At 64.5% G+C, this 18,487-nt stretch carries 21 protein-coding genes and 1 pseudogene; 12 read left to right on the plus strand and 10 right to left on the minus strand.

Annotation, left to right across the window (positions count from 1 at the left end):
• The first annotated feature begins 169 nt into the window (after positions 1-169).
• Entirely contained in the window at positions 170-1,069 is a 900-nt protein-coding gene (gene rpoH / locus XH87_RS24245; RefSeq protein ID WP_035714587.1) for an RNA polymerase sigma factor RpoH, read from the plus strand.
• Positions 1,070-1,257: 188 nt separating this feature from the next.
• Here rpoH and XH87_RS24250 read toward each other — a convergent pair whose 3' ends face one another.
• From XH87_RS24250 to XH87_RS24265, 4 genes are all read right to left on the minus strand, one after another.
• A complete protein-coding gene (locus tag XH87_RS24250) occupies positions 1,258-1,893 on the minus strand; it encodes a peptidoglycan recognition protein family protein (RefSeq protein WP_271589203.1) in 636 nt (211 codons plus the stop codon).
• 35 nt (positions 1,894-1,928) lie between these two features.
• Entirely contained in the window at positions 1,929-3,140 is a 1,212-nt protein-coding gene (locus tag XH87_RS24255; protein ID WP_271589204.1) for a GGDEF domain-containing protein, read from the minus strand.
• 631 nt (positions 3,141-3,771) lie between these two features.
• A complete protein-coding gene (locus XH87_RS24260; RefSeq protein ID WP_271589205.1) occupies positions 3,772-4,383 on the minus strand; it encodes a LysE family translocator in 612 nt (203 codons plus the stop codon).
• A 55-nt stretch (positions 4,384-4,438) separates the two neighbouring features.
• Positions 4,439-4,813 carry a response regulator gene (locus XH87_RS24265; protein ID WP_271589206.1) on the minus strand — a complete coding sequence of 125 codons (375 nt, stop codon included), beginning with the start codon at positions 4,811-4,813 and terminating at the stop codon, positions 4,439-4,441.
• A 118-nt stretch (positions 4,814-4,931) separates the two neighbouring features.
• Here XH87_RS24265 and XH87_RS24270 point away from each other — a divergent pair.
• Positions 4,932-5,064, plus strand: a pseudogene (locus XH87_RS24270) (acetoin dehydrogenase); the annotation flags it as partial.
• A gap of 245 nt (positions 5,065-5,309) precedes the next feature.
• Here XH87_RS24270 and XH87_RS24275 read toward each other — a convergent pair.
• Positions 5,310-6,116, minus strand: a complete 807-nt coding sequence (locus tag XH87_RS24275; protein WP_271589207.1) for a lytic murein transglycosylase — start codon at positions 6,114-6,116, stop codon at positions 5,310-5,312.
• A gap of 188 nt (positions 6,117-6,304) precedes the next feature.
• Between XH87_RS24275 and XH87_RS24280 the strand changes: the two genes are divergently transcribed.
• The 3 genes from XH87_RS24280 (at position 6,305) to XH87_RS24290 (ending at position 8,062) form a co-directional block, all read left to right on the plus strand.
• Positions 6,305-6,829 (plus strand): hypothetical protein, encoded by a 525-nt coding sequence (locus tag XH87_RS24280; protein ID WP_271589208.1) that lies wholly within the window; start codon positions 6,305-6,307, stop codon positions 6,827-6,829.
• Positions 6,830-6,964: 135 nt separating this feature from the next.
• Complete coding sequence (locus XH87_RS24285) at positions 6,965-7,309, plus strand: hypothetical protein (protein WP_271589209.1); 345 nt, start codon at positions 6,965-6,967, stop codon at positions 7,307-7,309.
• A 516-nt stretch (positions 7,310-7,825) separates the two neighbouring features.
• On the plus strand, positions 7,826-8,062 hold the full coding sequence (locus XH87_RS24290; protein WP_271589210.1) for a hypothetical protein: 237 nt from the start codon (positions 7,826-7,828) through the stop codon (positions 8,060-8,062).
• A gap of 77 nt (positions 8,063-8,139) precedes the next feature.
• On the opposite strand, the gene rpoD is transcribed toward XH87_RS24290, so the two are convergent.
• A complete protein-coding gene (gene rpoD / locus XH87_RS24295; RefSeq protein ID WP_035714558.1) occupies positions 8,140-10,284 on the minus strand; it encodes an RNA polymerase sigma factor RpoD in 2,145 nt (714 codons plus the stop codon).
• Positions 10,285-10,659: 375 nt separating this feature from the next.
• The gene (dnaG, locus tag XH87_RS24300; RefSeq protein WP_271589211.1) at positions 10,660-12,687 is read right to left on the minus strand and encodes a DNA primase; all 2,028 of its coding nucleotides are present in this window, start codon (positions 12,685-12,687) and stop codon (positions 10,660-10,662) included.
• Positions 12,688-12,935: 248 nt separating this feature from the next.
• Here dnaG and XH87_RS24305 point away from each other — a divergent pair, with 248 nt between their 5' ends.
• From XH87_RS24305 to XH87_RS24315, 3 genes are all read left to right on the plus strand, one after another.
• Positions 12,936-13,259 (plus strand): BrnT family toxin, encoded by a 324-nt coding sequence (locus tag XH87_RS24305; protein WP_271589212.1) that lies wholly within the window; start codon positions 12,936-12,938, stop codon positions 13,257-13,259.
• Complete coding sequence (locus XH87_RS24310) at positions 13,207-13,521, plus strand: BrnA antitoxin family protein (RefSeq protein ID WP_271589213.1); 315 nt, start codon at positions 13,207-13,209, stop codon at positions 13,519-13,521. Before XH87_RS24305 ends, XH87_RS24310 begins: the two co-directional genes overlap by 53 nt.
• A 64-nt stretch (positions 13,522-13,585) precedes the next feature.
• Positions 13,586-14,149, plus strand: coding sequence for a chlorite dismutase family protein (locus tag XH87_RS24315; protein WP_271589214.1), 564 nt, complete (start codon positions 13,586-13,588; stop codon positions 14,147-14,149).
• Between the two features lie 98 nt (positions 14,150-14,247).
• Here the strand turns inward: XH87_RS24315 and XH87_RS24320 are convergent, their stop codons facing one another.
• A complete protein-coding gene (locus XH87_RS24320; protein ID WP_271589215.1) occupies positions 14,248-14,646 on the minus strand; it encodes a gamma-glutamylcyclotransferase family protein in 399 nt (132 codons plus the stop codon).
• A gap of 75 nt (positions 14,647-14,721) precedes the next feature.
• Between XH87_RS24320 and XH87_RS24325 the strand changes: the two genes are divergently transcribed.
• The gene (locus XH87_RS24325; protein WP_158671476.1) at positions 14,722-15,525 is read left to right on the plus strand and encodes an N-formylglutamate amidohydrolase; all 804 of its coding nucleotides are present in this window, start codon (positions 14,722-14,724) and stop codon (positions 15,523-15,525) included.
• Positions 15,526-15,528: 3 nt separating this feature from the next.
• Here the strand turns inward: XH87_RS24325 and XH87_RS24330 are convergent, their stop codons facing one another.
• Positions 15,529-16,149, minus strand: a complete 621-nt coding sequence (locus XH87_RS24330) for a LysE family translocator (RefSeq protein ID WP_271589216.1) — start codon at positions 16,147-16,149, stop codon at positions 15,529-15,531.
• 129 nt (positions 16,150-16,278) lie between these two features.
• Between XH87_RS24330 and XH87_RS24335 the strand changes: the two genes are divergently transcribed.
• The 3 genes from XH87_RS24335 to XH87_RS24345 are packed head-to-tail and all read left to right on the plus strand — an operon-like array spanning position 16,279 to position 17,565.
• Complete coding sequence (locus XH87_RS24335; RefSeq protein WP_035714529.1) at positions 16,279-16,593, plus strand: ArsR/SmtB family transcription factor; 315 nt, start codon at positions 16,279-16,281, stop codon at positions 16,591-16,593.
• Positions 16,586-17,056: an SRPBCC family protein gene (locus XH87_RS24340; protein WP_271589217.1), complete on the plus strand. Its 471-nt coding sequence runs from the start codon at positions 16,586-16,588 to the stop codon at positions 17,054-17,056. Before XH87_RS24335 ends, XH87_RS24340 begins: the two co-directional genes overlap by 8 nt.
• Positions 17,053-17,565, plus strand: coding sequence for an SRPBCC family protein (locus XH87_RS24345; protein WP_271589218.1), 513 nt, complete (start codon positions 17,053-17,055; stop codon positions 17,563-17,565). The genes XH87_RS24340 and XH87_RS24345 overlap by 4 nt, the downstream gene beginning before the upstream one ends.
• Positions 17,566-17,602: 37 nt before the next feature.
• Here XH87_RS24345 and XH87_RS24350 read toward each other — a convergent pair whose 3' ends face one another.
• Positions 17,603-18,382 carry a DUF2189 domain-containing protein gene (locus tag XH87_RS24350; RefSeq protein ID WP_158671478.1) on the minus strand — a complete coding sequence of 260 codons (780 nt, stop codon included), beginning with the start codon at positions 18,380-18,382 and terminating at the stop codon, positions 17,603-17,605.
• Positions 18,383-18,487: the final 105 nt, after the last annotated feature.

Genomic DNA, 18,487 nt, shown 5'->3' on the forward strand with positions numbered 1-18,487 from the left:
CACGGGGACGTGACGTCAGCAATCCTTCCCTTTTCGACCCCCGATGGGGTATATTGCGTCTGCGTTGAAATGACCAACGCGGAACATCGCAGCTACGGCCGGCTTTAACACAGCGGTCGTCTGCCTGGCCCGCCGCTATCGGGGGCCTGAACCTTTTGGAGGGCGCACTATGGCCCGTACCGCTGCTTTGCCGGTCCTCAATGGAGAATCCGGCCTTTCTCGCTACCTCGCCGAGATCCGCAAATTCCCGATGCTGGAACCCCAGCAGGAATACATGCTCGCCAAGCGTTGGCGCGAGCATGACGATCGCGACGCGGCGCACCAACTCGTCACCAGCCACCTCCGCCTCGTGGCCAAGATCGCCATGGGCTATCGCGGCTACGGCCTGCCGATCTCCGAGGTCGTCTCGGAGGGCAATGTCGGCCTGATGCAGGCGGTGAAGCGTTTCGAACCCGAGAAGGGGTTCCGTCTCGCCACCTACGCCATGTGGTGGATCAAGGCGTCGATTCAAGAGTACATCCTGCGTTCCTGGTCGCTCGTGAAGATGGGCACCACCGCGAACCAGAAGAAGCTGTTCTTCAACCTGCGCAAGGCGAAGAGCAAGATCAACGCGCTGGACGAGGGCGATCTGCGCCCCGACCAGGTGAAGTTGATTGCCAAGCGCCTCGGCGTCACCGATCAGGACGTGATCGACATGAACCGCCGCCTCGGCGGCGATGCGTCGCTCAACGCGCCGATCCGCGACGACGGCGAAGCCGGCGAATGGCAGGACTGGCTGGTCGACAATACGCCCAACCAGGAGGCCATGCTGGCCGAGCACGAGGAATATGACGAACGCCGTGAAGCGCTGAACGGCGCGATGGGCGTGCTCAACCCGCGCGAACGCCGCATCTTCGAGGCCCGCCGCCTCGCTGATGAGCCGATGACGCTGGAAGACCTCGCTGCCGAGTTCGGCGTGTCGCGCGAGCGCGTCCGCCAGATCGAGGTCCGCGCCTTTGAGAAGGTGCAGTCCGCGGTCAAGGGCACGATCGCAAGGCAGGAACAGGCCGCGCTGGAAGCCGCGCACTAAGCGGGGCTTCGCCGCGGAGAGAAATTGGCGGATCGATCGAGACGAAAAGCCGGCGGCAACGCCGGCTTTTTTGTTGCATGCTTGAGGCCAGCTCGAGTGATGGACCTCAAAGCGCAACGCCAAGCTTCGGCGTCGTGCCCAAGCTTGACCGGAGCGGTGCCGCTGCTCCCGTCAATGACAACTGAGGCCTACTCCCCCCATTCCCTTGCCAGCGTCGCGAGCGTGCAGCCTTCGCAATAGCGCGCGTCCTTGTAGTCGATCCAGTTGTGCGCATAGACGCGCTCGAGCGGGATGTCGTAGCGCGCGCGCAGCACCTTCACGAGGATCTGCCACGCCGCGACCTGTGCATCGGTCGGGCCCGTCGTCACGTCGGGATAGTTGCCGGCGAACTCGACGCCGATCGAATTGTCGCGCACCACCTGGCGGTAGGTCGGCCTGTTGTCGATGTACTTGTTGTCGTTGCGGTTGGCGCCGTCGCCGTGGGTCGGCACCAGGTTCTCGGCCACCGCCCAATAGACCGTGCCGTCGGTCTCGACCCAGACCGTGACGCCGCGCCGCGTCGGGTTCTTCGCCTGCGCTTGCGCGCCGCCGCGCGCCGAGCCCGCAGGTCCCTCGGTCTGGTGCACGATGATGTTGCGCCAGGGTCTTGCGTTGCGGACGTCGCCCCATGGCGCCAGCCAGACGATCTTCAAGCCGGGGATGTCGGGCGTTCCGGAGGCGCGCGCGAGCTTTGCGAGCTCGGCGTCCTGGGCAGCGGCAGCAGCGGCGGTGGCAATCAGAAAAAGAGCGGCCAGAACGGCCGCGAGCAGGCGAGCAATCATCATGCGGGATCCATCACGGTCCCCGATGTAGCACGGCTTTACGCGAATGTGCGCCGGCTTTGGTCCGCGCCGATCGGTTCGGGCGAGAGCGGCGGAGCCGGATCGTAGACGGCAAAGTCGTTCTTGCCGTTCTTCTTGGCGGCATAGAGCGCGTGGTCGGCATTGGCCATCAGGCGGTCCGGGAATTGGCCGATGCCGCGATCCCACTCCGCGACGCCGATCGAGATCGCGATCGGGATCTCGCTGCCGGTACAGGCCTCGGCATCCCGACGGCAGACCTCGAGCACGCGGCGGGCGATCGCGGCGGCCTCGCGCAAGGACGAGGACGGCAGCACGACGCAGAACTCGTCGCCGCCGGTGCGGGCGAGCATGTCGCCGGGCCGGAGGCGCGTCTGCGCCATCAGGGTGAAGTGCTTCAGGCAGGCATCGCCGGCGGCATGGCCGTGGGTATCGTTGATGGTCTTGAAGCCGTCGAGATCGATCAGCATGAGCGCAAACGGCGCACCGGAGCGCTCCGAGCGGGCACATTCCTCGGTCAGGCGCTGCAGCAGGTGCCGCCGGTTGGCGACGCCGGTGAGATCGTCGAGCAGCGCGAGGTCTGCGACCTCGTTGCGCAAGCGATCGATCGCCATCAGCAGGAAACCGAAATTGAGCGTCATCGACAGGAACAGCAGCACCAGAACCAGGAAGCCATGGACCTGACCCTGGCCCTGCGCCGAGAAATCGTAGCCGAAGAGGTTGCCGGCCGTTCGCACCGCGAACATCCCGATGACGGCGATAATGACGATGGCGGACAGCCGCGCCCCGGGGCTGGCGCGATCTTGGGGCGGCGACAGCAGCAGAGGCAACGCCAGCATCAGCGGCACGGCCTGGCCGAACGTATAGCTCGCCATGCGCAGCAGCATGTGATCGACGACGAACAGGAACACAACGATGCCCCCGAGGCTCAGCATCGTCGTTGCCGCCATCAGACGCCACGACACCGGCCGGTCGTGGAAGCGCTGGATGCCCATGGCGGCGAGGCAGCAGGCCGCGATGATGCCGGCGGCGCCGACCACGGTTGGCACGGCAGAGTCGATGAACATGCGCAGCAGCGCGGTCATCGCGCCGGCCGAGCCGACGAAAGCGGATCCCATCCAGAACCGCGCCGCCACGAACTTCGGATAGGAACGCGCGACATAGGCCCAGATCAGCCCGAGCGCGAGAAAGTTCGCGATGAACACAGTCCAAAGTGTCGGCACGCTTAGCATGACGAGCGCAGGACGCGCAGCAGCCCGCCCTCTCCGTATGGCAAAACTCCGTCCATCACCGCCCCCGTATCCTTGCGGAGGACCATGCGCCCGGCGCGCTTAATGGAGTCTCACCGCAAACGCGCAAACTCGGGGGTTGGTTTTGGATTGATGAATCCCGCGAACGGTTTGCGCATCGTTAAGCAACACTTCGTGCGGGCGGGTTGGCTGCGCGTGGGGCGCCCGCGGAGCGGATTCGCGGCCAGAAATCACCCGAAAATGCATCTGAGCTGTGGATAACGCGATGACGGAGATATGACAGCGCGGGGCAGCCGGCTCCGAATCTGCTGAGTTTGTTGCTGAGGATGTTGCGAGGCTGGCCCTCCGCCGAGCATCCCTCGTGTCGCGTTCCACCATTAACCCCTAAGAGGATACTATGGCTAAGAAAGCGAAGAAGGCGACGAAGAAGAAGGCGAAAAAGGCCAAGAAGGCGAAGAAGAAGTAACGAGGCTTCTGTTTCTTTGCCCGGGTGGAGTCTCGCTCCGCCCGGGCGTCGGGTAACCTCGATCGGGGTTGAAGGTGGCGGGCAACAGGCCCGCTTTTTTATTTGTTGGCTTTTCGAACTCCGCTCTCTCACTCCCTGAAGAGGCACCTACCGCTCGGCGAACGCCAGCTTGGCACCGAGCGCGGCAAACCCTGCCGCAAAACTCCGCCGCAGCCAGGCCATGACGCGCGGACGGGAGATGACGCGCTCGCGCACCGAGGCGGCGCAGAGGCCGTAGAGGACGAACACCGCAAAGGTCATCGCCATGAAGGCGCCGCTCAATTCCAGCATGCGCGCCAGCACGTGAGCCTCGTCCGTTGCGATGAACTGCGGCAGGAAGGCGAGGAAGAAGATCGACAGTTTTGGATTGAGGATGTTGATCAGAAGGCCGGTGACGATGACGCGGCCGCTCGAACGCTGCTTGATCTCGCCGTCAACCGCCAGCGACCCCGTCTCGCGCAGCGCCTGCCAGGACATGTAGAGCAGATAGCCGACGCCGCACCATTTCAGCGCGGCGAAGGCGAGCGCGCTGGTGTGGAGCACGGCGGCAAGGCCGAGCATCGCCGCCACCATGTGCGGCACGATGCCGAGCGTGCAGCCGAAGGCGGCGGCCATGCTGGCCCGCGAGCCGCGGGTCAGCGCCGCGGCCAGGGTGTAGAGCACGCCGGTGCCCGGAGAAGCGACGACGATGAGCGAGGTGAGCAGGAAGGACAGGGTCATGGTCGGACCCTACCACCGCGGCTCGCGGCGAGAAAGCGAGCCCGCGGGGCAGCCATCAGGACCGCTGGGCGATCTCGGCCTCGCGCAGCACGTCGAGCGGCGCCCAGGGTTTGGCCCAGAACTTGGCGCCATCGGGCAAGGGCTGCTTCAAGGGACGGCCGGAGGTGACGACGACATCGAGCTTCGGATTGCGGTGCTTGGCGACGTGCGCGAGCTCGACGCCGCTCATGCGGCCGGCGAGCTGGACGTCGGTCAGCATCAGACAGAGCGTGCCGGCGCTCGTGTCGAGGACGCGCTCGGCCGCCTCGGCGCTTTCGCACTGGATCACCCGGTAGCCGCTCTGTTCCAGCAGAACGCAAAGCATCTCCCGCTGCATGACGTCGTCTTCAACGATGAGCACTGTCGCGCGAAATGGTTCTGCCTGTCCCATCGGCGGCTCCCAATGCATGCCTCTACAACAGATGTTAAAAGCCGAGGCCGGCAACGGTTCGGTCTGATTTCAAAAAAGTAATTCATGGTTCCACGATTGGGGACTCGACGGGGGGAATTCGCCGAAGGACGCCGCGCTGCGCATCATCCTGATCGGCAACGACGCCCGTTTCATGGACCTGTTGCAGCGCTTCGGCCTTTGGGACGTCGTGGGCGCCGTTGCAGCGGCGGCTGGAGAAGATGGCGAAGGGGACGGGGAAAGAGTCAGGGGCGCAACAACACACGTTCACACTCCGCTGTCATTCACCGCGAAAGCGGGGAATCCAGCGCGCCGCGGCTTCTCGATTGAACCACGACTGTCTCGGCGTACTGGATCGCCCGGTCCCGGCTCCGCCAAGGCTACGCCGAGGCCCACACGGACGCTCGGCACGCCGAAGCTTCAGCAAAGGCGGCAAGCCGGGCGATGACAGCGAGGATGACAGCGAGTATGTGGCTCCTCACTGCCCCGCCAGCCGGTCGGCGAAATACCCGATGGTCTTGCGGTAGACCACCGCCCTGTTCCACTCCCGCATCGCCTCGAAATTGGCGGTGCCTTCGCCATAGGGCTGGCCCATCTTGAAGCCGTTGGTGTGCAGGAGGTTCGCGGTCGAGGCGAGCACGTCGGGAACGCTGTGGCGAAGGTCGACATGGCCGTCGCCGTCGAAATCGACGCCGTATTTAACGTAGGACGACGGCAGGAACTGGGTCTGGCCGATCTCGCCGGCATAGGCGCCGATGAGGTCGCGCAGCGGCAGGTCGCCGCGCTGCACGATCTTGAGCGCGGCGAGCAGTTCGCCCTGGAACAGATCGGTGCGGCGGCAATCATGCGCGAGCGTCGCCAGCGTGCGGATCACCGGCAGCTTGCCGGTGTCGCCCTTGCCGAAATCGCTCTCCAGCCCCCAGATCGCGACCAGGATATAGCGGGGCACGCCGAATTGCTGCTCGATGCGCGACAGCAACGCCGCGTGACGCTGCAGCATCGCGCGGCCGCCATTGATGCGGCCGGGGCCGACGCGCGTCGAGACGTACTGCTCGAAGCTCTTCTTGAAGGTGTAGCGCTGGCGCCGGTCGAAGGCGAGCACGGCGCCATCCTGCGTCACGCCGCTGAGCGCGGCATTGGTCACGCTCGCCGAGACGCCGGCGGCCTGCGCTTCCTGCGCCATGCCGGCGATAAAACTATCGAAATCACCGCCGCAGCGCGCGGCCTGCGCCGACCCGCTGGCCAGACAAATGACGAAGGCGGCGGCGAGAAGCAGTCTCGGCATGTGGAAGCAATCCCCCCAAAATCCTGGCGCGAAGCAGCTGGTGATCATGCCCGGGAACGCTGCGAGCGTCAAAGCGCGAGACCTTGAAGCGCGAGACCTTGAGGCGCAAGGCTTGAGGCGCAAGGCTTGATCCGCATCAAACCGTCCCACGCCGTGTTTTCTAGATTGAGGCAAACAGGAGACCTCACATGACCGGAATTACCTTGACCTCCGAGCAGATCCGCAATGCCCCCGCCCCGGTGCGGCAATGGATCGAGCAGGAGGTGATCGCCGCGCTCGGCCTTGCGCCACCGACGCCGGTGGCCGCGCCGCCGCAGGCTGCCCATCTCGTCGCCTGCAGCGTGGAAGACATGGCCGGCGTGCTCGAGCACATCCGCGGCGTGCTTCCTGCGGTGAACGTGCTGTTCGAGCTCGGCCGCCCCGGCATCAGCTTCGGCCGCCCCGCGGTGATGACGTTCCGCCTGATGGACATCCTGCATCACACGCGCCTGCAGGACGTCGGCCAGGTCATGACGTGCCTGGAGATGATCAACCAGGCGCTGACCGAGGTGAAGAAGGACGCGTCGGTGCGGTTCTGCGGCTTCGACAATGAGGGCCATTGCCTGATCGCCCCGCAGACGCAAGAGAGCATCGCAACGCTGTGGCAGACCATGATGGAGCGCCAGCAGGCGGCGCAGGCGAGCGAGGCGGGCCACCCGGCGCCGGCGGCCTGACGGCGGGATGCGGTGGGCTTCCGAGGATTGAGTCCCAAAGGCCGCGACGCTGCCGCATGAGACGAGTGGTCCGCCACCCCTCCTCTTGCGCAGCGCCGTCGCGCGATGTGTCGAGCCAGCACGAAGCGATCAACCATGTCCGACCATCAGCCCGCTCAACCACCTCGCCCCACTCTCCTGCGCATCCCCCTGTTCCGCCTGCTCGCCATCAACCTCACGATCGGCGCCTGCGCCGCCGCGCTGCTGGTCGGCGGCCTGCTCTGGCTCAACCCCGGACATTTGCGCGAGCTGATCTTCGCCGATCGCGCGCCCGGCGTTGCGCTTCTCCTGCTGCTCGCCTCCTTCCTCATCACCTTCGGCTCGGCCGCGATGGGCAGCGCGATCATGGCGCAGGGACGCAAGGAGGACGGCGACAAAGGCGGCGGCCACGGATCGCGGCTCGCCGTGCGGGAAGTGGTGCAGCGCACGCGGACAAGGTGACATGCACGTCGCACGGCGCACGCCTGTAACATCTGTTATCACGTAGGCTGCTCGCAGGCGGGAAGGCGTGCAGGCCAACGCACTTTCCTACAAGGCGAAGCGTTCTCGCTGCATTGCGAGAGCCAACAAAATGAACAAAGTATTTCGACTGTCCAACTAACTACGTTCGAAACGCGTGACGGCGGCGCGCGTGATCGACGCATGTCTGATGCGCACGCTGCGACATCAACGCGCTCACGATTTACCTTGCCATCGTATGGCGAAGGCATTAGCATTCTATTTTAGGTTGTCGCCCTGCCAGCCCCGGCGACGCTGAAGACCAAGAATAAACGGCGGGCTTCGCGGCCCGCCGTTTATCGAGGGTTCCGCATCGGATCTTGCGAAGCGCCGGGCGCTTCCCTCCTGCAAAAGGGTTTCGTCGATCCGACGGCGCGGGGAGTTCCGCGAGGCCGCGGCTCCATGCCGACGACCGCCAAAGTCATTTGACTGCGGCGTCCTGATCGACGACAAGCCGCCATGGCCAAAAAACCCGGAACCAACCCCAAAGGCGAATTCGCCTTCTTCAACGTCGTCTATGAAGACGCTTCACAGCGCTCCAACCGCCGCGTGCCCGCCGAACTGCTCGGCGGCCTCGACGGCGACGAACCCGCCCGCGCCTTCATCATGGAGCAGGACCGCGAGATCGCCGAGAAGAGCGGCCGGCCCGCGCTGGAAATCAAGCGGATCGAACGGGTGGGGGCGAAGAAAAAGTAGGCTTTTCAGCTTCGCAATGACGAGAAGAAAAACGGCGAGCCAAGGCCCGCCGTTTTGTTCTGGATCGCTGACTACGATCAATTATCCAGGAAGCTCCGCAGCTTCCGGCTCCTCGACGGATGCTTCAGCTTGCGCAGCGCCTTCGCTTCGATCTGACGGATACGCTCGCGCGTCACGCTGAACTGCTGGCCGACTTCTTCCAGCGTGTGGTCGGTGTTCATGCCGATGCCGAAGCGCATGCGCAGGACGCGCTCTTCGCGCGGGGTGAGCGAGGCCAGCACGCGGGTGGTGGTCTCGCGCAAATTGGACTGGATCGCGGCATCGATCGGGAGGATCGCGTTCTTGTCCTCGATGAAATCGCCGAGATGCGAATCCTCTTCGTCGCCGACCGGGGTCTCCAGCGACAGCGGCTCCTTGGCGATCTTGAGGACCTTGCGGACCTTCTCCAGGGGCATGCCGAGCTTTTCGGCGAGCTCTTCCGGGGTCGGCTCGCGGCCGATCTCGTTGAGCATCTGGCGCGAGGTGCGCACGATCTTGTTGATCGTCTCGATCATGTGCACGGGGATGCGGATGGTGCGGGCCTGGTCCGCGATCGAGCGGGTGATGGCCTGCCGAATCCACCACGTGGCGTAGGTCGAGAACTTGTAGCCACGGCGGTACTCGAACTTGTCGACCGCCTTCATCAGGCCGATGTTGCCTTCCTGGATCAGGTCGAGGAACTGCAGGCCGCGATTGGTGTACTTCTTGGCGATCGAGATCACGAGACGGAGGTTGGCTTCCACCATCTCCTTCTTGGCCTGACGTGCCTCGCGCTCGCCCTTCTGCACGGAGTGCACGATCTTGCGGAACTCGACGATCTCGAGACCGGTGAGGGCAGCCAACTGATGCACCTCGTGGCGAAGGTCCTTGATGCGGTCCTTCTCATAGTGAACGAAGTTCTTCCAGCCCTTGGCCGACAACTTCGAGACGCGGTTGAGCCAGCGCGGGTCGAGCTCCGAGCCGGTGTAGTTGCGCAGGAAGTCCTCGCGCGCGACGCCGTGGCTGTCGGCAAGGCGCATCAGGCGGCCTTCATGCGAGACGAGGCGCTTGTTGATGTCGTAGAGCTGCTCGACCAGACTGTCGATGCGCGCCTGGTTGAGGCGCAGCGACTTCACCTCGACGATGATCTCGTCCTTCAGCTTCTTGTATTTGCGCTCCTGGTGCGGCGAGAGCGACTCGTTCTGGAGCTGGTTCTGGATGTCCTGCTCCTGAAGCTTGCGCAGCTTCTTGTAGCTGTCGGCGATCTTGTCGAAGATCTCGACCACCTTCGGCTTGAGCTCGGCCTCGATCGCCGCGAGCGACATCTGGTTCTCGAACTCGTCGTCGTCCATGTCGGCTTCGGCCGCAGCCTCGCCCGGATCCTTCTCCTCGCCCGCCTCGGCACCGCCGCCGGCAGGCGCGGCGCGGAACGGGGTCGGCGACGGGGGCGCGGCGGGCGGGGCGACATGCGCGGGCGCAGCGGCGGAGGAGGCGGCGGCCTCGCCGCCCTCGGCCGAAGCTTCACCGGTCTCGCCGCCGGGACCTGCGATCATTGCGGTGTTCATGCCGCCCTTGGCGTCGGGGCCGGCATAGGTCGCTTCGAGATCGATGATGTCGCGGAGGAAGATCTTGCCTTCGTTGAGCTCGTCGCGCCAGATGATGATGGCCTGGAAAGTCAGCGGGCTTTCGCAGAGGCCCGCGATCATCGCCTCGCGGCCGGCCTCGATGCGCTTGGCGATCGCGATTTCGCCTTCGCGGGACAGCAGCTCGACCGTGCCCATCTCGCGCAGATACATGCGCACGGGATCGTCGGTGCGCTCGCCCGGCTCGCTCTTCTTGACCTCGGTGACGGCCTTCTGGGTGACCTCGACGAGCTCGTTATCGGTCTCGTCGTCGCCCTCGTCCTTCTCCTCCTCGCCTTCGGTGTCGTCGGCTTCGGTGACGTTGATGCCCATGTCCGAGAGCATCGACATGATGTCCTCGATCTGTTCGGGCGAGGTCTGGTCGGACGGCAGGACTTCGTTGAGCTGATCGAAGGTCACGAAGCCGCGCTTCTTGGCCTGCTTGATCATCTTCTTCACGGCGGCGTCGGACAGGTCGAGCAAGGGCGAGGGCGCGTCCTGGGAATCCTTCTCCGGCGCATCCGCTGCCTTGTCGTCTTTTTCCTTGTCCTTCGCCTGCAGCGTCTTTGCCTTGGTGGCCATCCATTGCTCCTAAACGCGCTTCATGCGAGACGCTCGCCGCGCCTGCCTGAATTCACATGAACCTGTTGCTCGACGCTCTCGCTTCGGCAGCTCTCGACACGGAAAGGGCGGCGCACATATCTCTCGCCACCCCCAACTTTCTCTCGCCGGAATTGCCTAACGCTTCGTCAGCCTCTTTGTCGCAGCGGATGCAGGTGTAGTGCCAACAGCGATTGCGCGGATTCATTCCTGACGCGTCTGTTCTGCCTGCGGCCGCCTCTGGGCCAAAGTGCTACAAGACCGTTAAGCCTCGATTAACCCTGTTTTTGCCGCCAAACCTTGGATTTGGCGAGTCTTTTAGCGGTTCCGGCCCCGGCCGTCCGCATGATTCTTTCATCACATGCTCTTCTGGAACCGACCCGACAGCTCGCCAAAACCCTCGATCAGGGCTTCGGTGCCGTCGACTTCGCCTATCCGAGCCTTGACGTCACGCAGCCACGCCAAATTGGCCTCGCTGGGGTCCTCCCCCAAGGCCAGCTCGGCGTCCTTCAGCTCTCTAAGTAGTGAATGCCATTGCCGATGCAAGGCAACCAGCTGATGCCAGGTGGCAAGAACGTCGTCCCGTGCGGCGCCTTCGCGGGCACCCCACACCGCCGCGGTGGTGATGGAGCGCTCAACCCTTTGAAATAGCTGGGTAAATCCACCCTTCTCGAGGTCGGAGCGCATCTTCTCCGCCTGCTCCTCCGGGTCCGGAGAATGGTGGTGGTCGTTGGCGAAGGCGGCGATGATGCCCGCCCTGAGCTTGTGAGCCTCGGGATGGGCCAGCTCCAGGGCGGCGACCTCCTCGAGATGCTCATGCAGCAGCCAGGGGTGGTTGATCAGGCATTGCAGGATCAAGGCCTCCCGGCGGGAGATGGCGCTGCGCTGGCCCTTCATGATCGGGCTTGCCGCCAGCTGGGGGCTCGCCGCCTGGTAGGGACCGGAGGGGAGCGGGGTCGGACCGGGTGCGCCGCGGCGGCCGCCGCCGAACCCCTGGCCGCCAAACCCTTGGCCGCCCCCTTGGCCGCCGAATCGATTCGCACCTGCCCTCGGCTGGAATGGCCGGCCGCCGCCGGGGCGGAAACTGCCCCGGCCGCCAAAGCCGCGCCCACCTTCAGGCGCGAAGGTGCGCTGCAGCCGTTCGACGAATTCGTCCCGATAATAGCGCCGCACCACCTCATCGCGGATGCCGTTCGTGAGCTCCTTGATGCGCGCTTCAAGCGCGGCGCGGCGCTCTGGGGTGGCGAAATTGCCGCCTTCGAGCTCGCGCGACCAGATCATGTCGGCGAGCGGCCGCGCCGCCGCGATCACCTCCTCAATCGCGCCGCGCCCGCCGGAGCGCACGAGATCATCCGGGTCCTGCCCTTCCGGCAGCAGCGCGAAGCGCAGGCTCTTGCCCGGCGCGAGAAACGGCAGCGCGAGGTCGGCCGCACGATAAGCCGCCTTCTGTCCGGCGCGGTCGCCGTCGAAGCAGAGGATCGGCTCGTCCGCCATCTTCCAGAGCAGCGCGAGCTGGCTTTCGGTGAGTGCGGTGCCGAGCGGCGCGACGCTGCCTGCAAAGCCCGCGGTGACCATGGCGATGACGTCGACATAGCCTTCGACCACGATCAGCGTGCTGCCGTCATGGGTCGCCTTGCGCGCGGTCTGGTGGTTGTAGAGATTGTCGCCCTTGTGAAAGAGCGGCGTCTCCGGCGAGTTCAGGTATTTTGCCGGAACGTCCTTATCGAGCGCGCGCCCGCCGAAGGCGATGACGCGGCCGCGCAAATCGGTGATCGGAAACATCACGCGATCTCGGAAGCGGTCGTACGGCACGGGGATATCGTCGCCGCCAATCAACAGCCCGGTCTCGACCATGTCGTCGACGGAGACGCCGAGCTTGCCGAGATGCTCCTTCAACGTGAAGCGGTCGGGCGGGGCATAGCCGAGGCGGAACTGCAATTGCGTCGCCGGCGAGATGGCGCGGTCGGCGAGATAGCCGCGCGCCTTGGCGCCGACGCGCGAGGCCAATGTCTCCGCGAAATACTTTGCGGCGAGATCCATGACGTCGTGCAGTGAGCGGCGCCGCTGCTCCTGGCGCGCCGCATCCGGCGTCACCGCCGGCAGCGGCAGGCCCGCCATGCTGGCGAGCCGCTCGACGGCCTCAGCGAACGGCAGGCCGTCGGTCTCCATCACGAAGGTGATGATGTCGCCGTGCTTGCCGGAGGAGAAGTCGTGATAAAAACCCTTCTGGTCGTTGACGTAGAAGGACGGCGTCTTCTCCTGCTGGAACGGCGACAGCCCCTTCCACTCCCTCCCCGCCTTCTTCAGCTTGACGCGCTTGCCCACGACTTCGGAGACCGAAAGCCGGGCACGAAGCTCGTCGAGGAACTGGGGCGTGAAGCGCATGGGGGTGTGTCTAGCGCGAAACCGGGTGAGTCGGGCGAAGGATCAGGGATATAGGTGCGGGCCGGCCAAAGGCCAGGTTTGTCGGGCTTATCCGGGTTATTCGACCTATTCACAGGCCGAACCCGCGCCTCGAACACTTTCGCAAGCCTTGACGACTAGAATACGTTTGTATATACATGAATAGCGCAATTGTGCGCAACTAAAGAGGACCAACAGATGAAGCCGACTCAGAACAGGGAATTGAGAAAATGGCCGATGAGGCATCTGACCTTGAGTTCCTTTCACCTAAAGCGTTCGAATGGGACGATCGGAAATGCGCGCTGAATCTTGCCAAGCACGCTATCGATTTCGATGACGCCACAGACGTTTTTTATGGACCGATCATTCTTCGCCGATCGGATCGCAACAATGAGGAGCGCTGGACCGCTTTAGGTTATTCGGAGGATCGATTGGTTGTCGTGGTATTTGCGATGCGGGCGAATGTTATCCGAATAATCTCAGCACGTCGCGCAAGGAAAAATGAAGAAAGAGAATATCGTAACGCGAAAGTGGGGCGATCGCCGCAAGGGTAAGACTGACTGGGCACGCGTCGATGCTCTGACCGACGAAGACATCGCCAAGGCGGTTGCGGACGATCCTGATGCCGCCCCCATCGATATTGATTGGTCGGACGCGATTCTAGTGATCCCCCCTAAGAAGAAAGCCATCTCCATCCGCGTCGACGAGGACGTGCTCGACTTCTTCAAGCGCGAAGGCGATGGCTATCAGCGGCGCATCAATGCGGTGCTGCGCTCCTACATGCAGCAGAAGGCCAAGCCGAAGAAGCGGGCCTGAGCCGGAGCGAAAGCTGGCGAAAGAAGGTCTTGAACCGCGCCCGGTTCCACGCTTCCATACCCCCATGTTCAGGACCTTTCGAGGCGGCCACAGCGGGGGCTGGCGCGTGACCTCGATTTCGCCCGTGGCGGGCGAGCCCCTGCCCTTCGTGCCGGCGCTGTCGGTCACCGACAGCGAAGCCGTCTCATTGCCGCTGGTGCCCTCGCGCAATGCGTGGCGGCTGGTGGGTGTCGCGAGCAGCTTGCGCTACACAGAGCGGCCCGAGAAGCAGCAGCTTGTGGCCGCGCAGGCTGGTCTCGGCCGGCTGGAGGCAACGAGCGCTGCGCTGATTCCGATCCGCAAGTCGCAGGCCTGGTGGGAGCTGACCCAGGAAGAGCGCCGCAGGATCTTCGAGGACAAGTCGCATCACATTGCGAGCAGCCTGCGCTTCCTGCCTGCGATCGCGCGCCAGCTCTATCACTGCCGCGACCTCGGCGGCCCTTTCGACTTCCTGACCTGGTTCGAATTCGCCCCCGCGCATGCCGCGCTGTTCGAGGAGCTGGTGGCGATGCTCAGGGGCACCGAGGAGTGGACCTATGTCGAGCGCGAGGTCGACGTGCGCCTGGTGAAGGAAGTGCTGTCGGCTTAGAGCCTTTCCCGTTCCGATGGAATCGGAACGGGGCTCTAGACTCTTGTTTTGACGCGTTTTCTTGACGCGAACCGGTGTCCACTTCGCTCGAAAACGCTCTAGTGCTCCAGGAAACGGCCGGACTCGATGCGCGGCAGGCCCGTAACCGGCCAATTGTAGACGTAGGTCCACGCCTTCTCCGTGGCGCCGCCAGGCAGCGTCACGTCGACCAGCTGGCGCAGATATTCGGTCGGCTCCGGAAAGCCTTCGCCGCAGGCCTCGTACATGTCGAGCTCGCGCAGCAACTCGTCCGGCACGTGCAGGCGAAAGAGCTCGCCATGGACGAGGTCCGTCGACGCGTCGGAGAGCAGCAATCCCGGATAGTGCTTCACCAGAACGAGCCGACCGCGGCAGGTCGCTTCCCACAAGAATTCCGCATGGCCCGCGAGCAGCCGCGCCATCGGATGGTCGAAGCCACGCATCAAGGTGCCGTAGACGAAGAGGCGATCGGGGGTCATGGTGCTCTGACGTTGCGGCGTCGGTGCGATGCCGCTACTCCGTTTACACACGTTATCGTTTCATAGGCAATCAGGATGGACCTGCACACAGCCGAGGCGACCGATCAACTGCTCGGCGAGGGCGACATTCCGCCCGTGCATGAGGTGAATGCAGCAGGGACATCGCCCTTCCTGCTCACCGCGGATCATTACGGGCGGGTGCTCCCCCGCGCGCTCGGCGATCTCGGCGTCGCTGAAAGCGAGCTTGTCAGGCACATCGCCTGGGACATCGGCATCGCCGGCGTCGCCGAGCGGCTCGCCACGATGCTCGACGCGCATCTGGTCGCGCAGCGCTATTCGCGCCTCGTGATCGACTGCAACCGCCCGCCTGCGGCGGCAAGCTCGATCCCCGTGATCTCAGAGGCGACCGCCATCCCCGGCAACGAGAATCTGTCGGCCGCGGCCAAGGAGATGCGCCGGCGCGAGATCTTCGATCCCTATCACGGCCGGATCGGCGCCGCGATCGATGCGCGCGTGCAGGCGGACGAGCCGACGGTGCTGGTGGCGCTGCACAGCTTCACGCCCGTCTATCACGGCGATCCGCGACCCTGGCACATTGGCACGCTCTATCACCGCGACACGGTACTGCCGCGGCTGATGCTGCGGCACCTGCGCAAGGAGAGCGACCTCGTCGTCGGCGACAACCAGCCTTACGCGGTGAGCGACACCACCGACTACACCATCCCCGTCCACGGCGAGGCGCGCGGGCTGATCAACACCGGCATCGAAATCCGCCAGGACCTGATCACCGACGAGACCGGCCAGCAACAATGGGCCGAGCGGCTGGCGCGGATCCTTCGCGAGATCGAAGCTGAGCTGCGCAAGGATGGAAATGCTTGATGCTCACTTCGCCCGTGTCAGCGCCAGCCAGATGCCGCCGCCGATCATGAAGCCGCCGGAGATGCGCGACATCATCCGCGTGCGGCGGGCCGAGAAGAACTTTCGGGCGCGCCCGGCGGCGACGGCATAGAGCGCATCCGTCATCACCGCGGTGACCATGAAGGTGGCGCCCAAGAGCGCGACTTGCGGAAAGTGCGGCCGGCTCATGTCCATGAACTGCGGGATGAAGGCGCCGAAGAACACCAGCACCTTCGGGTTCGACAGCAGCACCAGGAAGCCCTGCAGGAAGAAGCCGCCGCGCGGCGGCGGTGGCGCCGCCTCGAGATCGACGCCCGCGACCGGCGCCCAGATCAGCTTGATCCCGAGCCAGACCAGATAAGCGGCGCCGGCAAAGCGCACCCAGTCGAACCAGTAGCCCATGGTCGCCATCAGCGAGGTGAGGCCGACCGCGACGATGCCGATCACGATGGCAAGGCCGGCCTGCGCGCCGGCAACGTTGGTGAGCGCCGCGCGCGTGCCGTGGCGCAGCCCATTGGCGATGACGAGAGTGACGATCGGCCCCGGCAGCAGCGCCAGCGCAATGCAGGCGGCGACGAAGGCGAGATAGGCTTGCATGGACATCATGGGGAGGACTCGCTGCGGTTTGCGCGCATTAATGCATGGCGGAGACGGGAACGGAAGACGGTGCCGCATGCGCTGTCTAGGCAAAGCTGGACTTGACATGCAACCATTTGGTTGCCTATTATCGCTGCCATGGATGAGGTCTTCAAAGCGCTCGCCGATGCGTCACGACGCTCGCTATTGGACAGGCTTCACGCCAGGAATGGCCAGACGCTGAACGAGCTCTGCGAGGGACTTGCGATGACACGGCAGGCCGTGACCAAGCACCTTGTCATTCTCGAAGACGCCAACCTGGTCACCACCATCAGGCACGGGCGCGAGAAGCTGCACTACCTCAACCCGGTGCCGATTCACCAGATCGGCGAACGCTGGATCCGGAAATTCGAGCGCGGCAAGCTCGCCGCACTCGGCGAGTTGAAACGCCAGTTGGAGAAGCGCGATGAGTAAGCCGCAATTCGTCTACGTGAGCTATATCGAGACCACTCCGGAAAAGCTGTGGGAGGCGCTGACGTCGAGCGAGTTCACCAGGCAGTACTGGTTCGGCGCCGAAGTGAAATCGGACTGGAAGGTCGGCTCCCCCTTCGCGCTCACGCTCGACGGCGAGGTCACCGATTCCGGCGAGATCTTGGAGGCCGATCCGCCGCGACGGCTGTCCTACAGCTTCAAGCACCAAAAGTACGAGGAGCTTCGCGGCGAGCCGATCTCGCGCGTCGTATTCACGCTCGAGCCTTTCGGCTCGCTCGTGCGATTGACCGTGCTGCATGACGGCTTCGTCGAGGGCGGCAAATATCACGGCGCCGTCTCCAATGGCTGGCCGGCGATCCTGTCCGGACTCAAGAGTCTCCTGGAGACAGGCAAAGTCCTCGCCATCCCCCGCACGGCCCTCAACAAGGGATTCGACGCAAAATGAACCTCGATCAGTTCAAGCCGCTCACGGTTTACACCATCTACATCGCCTCGACGGCGGACAAGGTATGGGAGGCGCTGACCTCGGCCGCGTTCAGCAAGCAGTATTTCTTCGGCAACGCCGTGGAGGTCGAGCCTCGCCTTGGCGGCGCGTTCATCGTGCGCACGCCTGATGGCGCGCTGCACATCAGCGGCGAGGTTCTCGCCTACGATCCGCCGCGGAAGCTCTCGGTTACGTTCAACGTGAACTGGCCCGAACTGGTCGAAAAGCTCGGCCCGACTCTCGTCACCTACGAGATCGAACAGGTCGGCGATGCGGTCCGGCTCACCATGAGCGAAGGCCACGACCGCCCGCTCAGTGACGACATCCTTGCAGGCGGGCGCTCCGGCTGGCCGGCGATCCTATCCAGCCTCAAGAGCCTGCTTGAGACGGGCAAGCCGCTGGTCGTCAAGCTCGGCCCGCCGCAGCGGATGCTCGACGCGCTGCAGGCGATCGGGATCAAGACGCCGTAGCCGCGACACGGTCGTGCCGGCGAAGGCCGGGACGACGTCAGATTTGCGGAACCGGCGCCACCAGGCGCCGATAAAGGTGCCAGGTCGCATGTCCAAGCACCGGCAGCGTCACGATCAGCCCGAGAAAGTAGGGCAGCGCCGAGACGATCAGCAGCATCACGATCACGGCGGCCCACGAGATCATCGGCACCGGGCTCGCGACAACGGCGCGCACGCTCGTCACCATGGCCGTGACGAAGTCGACCTCTCGGTCGAGCAGCAGCGGGAACGAGACCACGGTCAGCGAGAACAGGATCAGCGACAGCACGGCGCCGACAGCATTGCCGATGCCGAGGAACAGCAGGCCCTCGTTGGTGGTCAGCACCACCGTCATGAATTCCTGCAGGCTCGAGAACGAGGCATTGAGGCCGAGCAGCAGCGCGATCAGGAGCCGCACCTGGTACATCCAGACCACGAACACGAACAGCGTGACGAAGGCCATCCAGCCGATCTCGCTGCGCGAACGGATTGCTGACCAGATCGCACCGAATGAGACCGGCTCGCCGCGCTCGCGGCGGCGGCTGACCTCGTAGAGGGCGATCGCCACGAACGGCCCGATCAGCGCAAAACCGGCGGCAAGGGGATAGACGAGATAGACCATGCCGAAGGCGGTGAGACAGAGCATGATGGCGATGCCGCCGGCGGCGTAGAGCGCGCCGAAGCAGAGACCGTAAAGAGGCAGCGCCTGGAAATCACGCAGGCCTTCGACCAGCGCCTCGGCGATGTCGGTCGCCGCCACGGGACGCACCACCGGATCGACCTTGCCCGAGATGGACATCAGCTTCCTCCCTCACGCGATCTTCGCCGCGCGTTGTCGGGGCCGATGTTAGCTCGCTCTTTCAATCCTTGCACCAGGAGTTGAGCGGTCAGGAGATACCGCTAT

The sequence above is a fragment of the Bradyrhizobium sp. CCBAU 53415 genome (assembly GCF_028128735.1).
Taxonomy (GTDB): domain Bacteria; phylum Pseudomonadota; class Alphaproteobacteria; order Rhizobiales; family Xanthobacteraceae; genus Bradyrhizobium.

Bases quoted from the DNA above. Each gene is read 5' to 3' on its own strand.
- rpoH (WP_035714587.1), top strand. From the start codon at position 170: ATGGCCCGTACCGCTGCTTTGCCGGTCCTCAATGGAGAATCCGGCCTT.
- XH87_RS24250 (WP_271589203.1), bottom strand. From the start codon at position 1,893: ATGATGATTGCTCGCCTGCTCGCGGCCGTTCTGGCCGCTCTTTTTCTG.
- XH87_RS24255 (WP_271589204.1), bottom strand. From the start codon at position 3,140: ATGCTAAGCGTGCCGACACTTTGGACTGTGTTCATCGCGAACTTTCTC.
- XH87_RS24260 (WP_271589205.1), bottom strand. From the start codon at position 4,383: ATGACCCTGTCCTTCCTGCTCACCTCGCTCATCGTCGTCGCTTCTCCG.
- XH87_RS24265 (WP_271589206.1), bottom strand. From the start codon at position 4,813: ATGGGACAGGCAGAACCATTTCGCGCGACAGTGCTCATCGTTGAAGAC.
- XH87_RS24275 (WP_271589207.1), bottom strand. From the start codon at position 6,116: ATGCCGAGACTGCTTCTCGCCGCCGCCTTCGTCATTTGTCTGGCCAGC.
- XH87_RS24280 (WP_271589208.1), top strand. From the start codon at position 6,305: ATGACCGGAATTACCTTGACCTCCGAGCAGATCCGCAATGCCCCCGCC.
- XH87_RS24285 (WP_271589209.1), top strand. From the start codon at position 6,965: ATGTCCGACCATCAGCCCGCTCAACCACCTCGCCCCACTCTCCTGCGC.
- XH87_RS24290 (WP_271589210.1), top strand. From the start codon at position 7,826: ATGGCCAAAAAACCCGGAACCAACCCCAAAGGCGAATTCGCCTTCTTC.
- rpoD (WP_035714558.1), bottom strand. From the start codon at position 10,284: ATGGCCACCAAGGCAAAGACGCTGCAGGCGAAGGACAAGGAAAAAGAC.
- dnaG (WP_271589211.1), bottom strand. From the start codon at position 12,687: ATGCGCTTCACGCCCCAGTTCCTCGACGAGCTTCGTGCCCGGCTTTCG.
- XH87_RS24305 (WP_271589212.1), top strand. From the start codon at position 12,936: ATGGCCGATGAGGCATCTGACCTTGAGTTCCTTTCACCTAAAGCGTTC.
- XH87_RS24310 (WP_271589213.1), top strand. From the start codon at position 13,207: ATGAAGAAAGAGAATATCGTAACGCGAAAGTGGGGCGATCGCCGCAAG.
- XH87_RS24315 (WP_271589214.1), top strand. From the start codon at position 13,586: ATGTTCAGGACCTTTCGAGGCGGCCACAGCGGGGGCTGGCGCGTGACC.
- XH87_RS24320 (WP_271589215.1), bottom strand. From the start codon at position 14,646: ATGACCCCCGATCGCCTCTTCGTCTACGGCACCTTGATGCGTGGCTTC.
- XH87_RS24325 (WP_158671476.1), top strand. From the start codon at position 14,722: ATGGACCTGCACACAGCCGAGGCGACCGATCAACTGCTCGGCGAGGGC.
- XH87_RS24330 (WP_271589216.1), bottom strand. From the start codon at position 16,149: ATGATGTCCATGCAAGCCTATCTCGCCTTCGTCGCCGCCTGCATTGCG.
- XH87_RS24335 (WP_035714529.1), top strand. From the start codon at position 16,279: ATGGATGAGGTCTTCAAAGCGCTCGCCGATGCGTCACGACGCTCGCTA.
- XH87_RS24340 (WP_271589217.1), top strand. From the start codon at position 16,586: ATGAGTAAGCCGCAATTCGTCTACGTGAGCTATATCGAGACCACTCCG.
- XH87_RS24345 (WP_271589218.1), top strand. From the start codon at position 17,053: ATGAACCTCGATCAGTTCAAGCCGCTCACGGTTTACACCATCTACATC.
- XH87_RS24350 (WP_158671478.1), bottom strand. From the start codon at position 18,382: ATGTCCATCTCGGGCAAGGTCGATCCGGTGGTGCGTCCCGTGGCGGCG.